This is a genomic window from Bacillus sp. JJ1474 (genome assembly GCF_036965225.1).
Classification (GTDB): Bacteria; Bacillota; Bacilli; order Bacillales; family Cytobacillaceae; genus Cytobacillus.
In genome coordinates this window covers 27732-29527 of sequence record NZ_JBALPC010000140.1, presented here as the reverse complement: position 1 = coordinate 29527, position 1796 = coordinate 27732, and the positions used below count along the sequence as shown (strand labels likewise).

The following is a 1796-nucleotide window of genomic DNA, read 5'->3' as shown; positions in this document are numbered from 1 at the left end:
GACCTTTATGAAAAACCCTCGCCATGAAGGGTTCATGACTCGCGTTTCGGAGCGCCCGTATGAAAAACGCTCACTATGAAAGGTTCATGGTACTCGTTCCGGAGCATCCGTATGAAAAACCCTCACCATGAAGCGTTCATGAAACGTGTCTAGAAGTATCCACATCAAAAACCCTCACCATGAATTTTTTACGGAACCATTTTAGATTAAATATCTGATTCCAGATCACTTTTTTACAAATTAAATAAATCTCCCGTAATTTCGGGAGATTCTAGAATTATGTGCCAAATCGCTTTGTCAGCTCAATATACTTCTTTGATAAATGAATAAATGCCGGTTTATTGCCTTCATCAAGGGAATGGTCAATTTCTTCCATGAGATGCTTTTTTTCCTTTGTCAGCAGCACTTCTGATAGCAACATGTCAATATAAAGATCTAAAACATAGGATTCCTTCAACTTTTTCCTTTTCATGGCGTTTTTTTTCATCAGCTCTGTGTATGATTTTTCATTCACGAAAATCACCTCAACGCTTTTTACTATTATATGGGGTTCCTCCTTTTTATTCACTTAATTTATAGAAATCTTCTAAAAATATTTATGAATATGAAAATTATGAACAATTTAAGAACTTTTTGAAGAAAGTGAGTTTATTTGGTAATAATCTGGTATGGTTGATGGAATATAACTTTTGAGGAGATGAGGTAATGGTAAAAATAATAACTCCCCCTTTGATTGAAGAATATGAAATTAATCCAGACACAATGATTATTATGCCTTTAACATATGGCAGCAAAGTTTACTCGCAAATTTGGGAGCTGGAGGATGAATATGTTTCACCATTTAAACCTATTGATATAATAAAGAAAGGGTGTATTTCCTTCGGGAGCAGTTATGAGGGCAGGAAAGAGGCGACTAAACAACTTACAGGAATTACCCACAAAGCACCCATCACAGTAGACTCCACAAACTCCATTTATTTTTTTCCAACGACATCTCCGACTAACTCTCAATGCATATGGATATCTCAAGAGCATGTCCTTTTACATCGCCGTGAAGACGCAGCCAATACAAAAATTTTATTTAACAATAAAAGAACTTTGACTTTACCGGTTTCCTACAACTCCATTAATAATCAAATACTACGAACGGCTTTGTTGAAAACTACGCTTAGCAGAAGGATCGAAAATTTAGAGCGAAAGGACTGGTATTTCATTAGCGGAAGAAGAAATCTAAATGCTTCCGAGCATACTGGCAAGTATAGTGCAGGAGAAAAGGAGTACAAATAATTAGTGAGGGTGATCTTAGGGGATATTCCCTATGAGTACCCCACTTTTTTTTCACTCTGTAATTCGTGAAGGTGACGCCGATATAAATAAAATTCTAATAACTCCTGAACTCTATTGCGAATACGGGGATTAAAATAATTATGCTGTTCTTCATAGCCCTTATATAGAAAAATGAACATCGTAAACGCCTCATCCCGCTTCAGCTGTTCAACCTTCAGTTTATTTTTATACATATATTGTTTTACTTCTTTCAATTCCTTTTGAATAACTTTCATGGTCTCCTCAATTAAATTTAGATATGGCTGTTTAAGCTTAAAAGGGCTCTTATTAATAACGTTAAGATCCCGATTTAAAACCGTTAGTACCATCGGCAAATAAATAGCCTGCTCAATAATATTTCGATCCTCCTCAGGAATTCTTGTCATTATGCATGCCTCCCTTAGTTATACAAAAAATAAAATTTATACGAACAGGAACGTGTGTTCTGTAATTATTTTATATTTAAATAT

General features: G+C 35.0%; 3 protein-coding genes. 1 reads left to right on the top strand and 2 read right to left on the bottom strand.

The features are described from left to right. Window positions 1-277: 277 nt before the first annotated feature. Window positions 278-514: an IDEAL domain-containing protein gene (locus V7164_RS16840; RefSeq protein WP_335354663.1), complete on the bottom strand. Its 237-nt coding sequence runs from the start codon at window positions 512-514 to the stop codon at window positions 278-280. 191 nt (window positions 515-705) lie between these two features. On the opposite strand from V7164_RS16840, the gene V7164_RS16835 reads away from it, so the two are divergent. Continuing rightward, window positions 706-1287, top strand: a complete 582-nt coding sequence (locus V7164_RS16835) for a competence protein ComK (RefSeq protein WP_335346084.1) — start codon at window positions 706-708, stop codon at window positions 1285-1287. 29 nt (window positions 1288-1316) lie between these two features. Here V7164_RS16835 and V7164_RS16830 read toward each other — a convergent pair whose 3' ends face one another. After that, window positions 1317-1712: a hypothetical protein gene (locus V7164_RS16830; RefSeq protein ID WP_335354662.1), complete on the bottom strand. Its 396-nt coding sequence runs from the start codon at window positions 1710-1712 to the stop codon at window positions 1317-1319. Between the last annotated feature and the right edge of the window lie 84 nt (window positions 1713-1796).

Bases quoted from the DNA above. Each gene is read 5' to 3' on its own strand.
- V7164_RS16830 (WP_335354662.1), bottom strand. From the start codon at position 1,712: ATGACAAGAATTCCTGAGGAGGATCGAAATATTATTGAGCAGGCTATT.
- V7164_RS16835 (WP_335346084.1), top strand. From the start codon at position 706: ATGGTAAAAATAATAACTCCCCCTTTGATTGAAGAATATGAAATTAAT.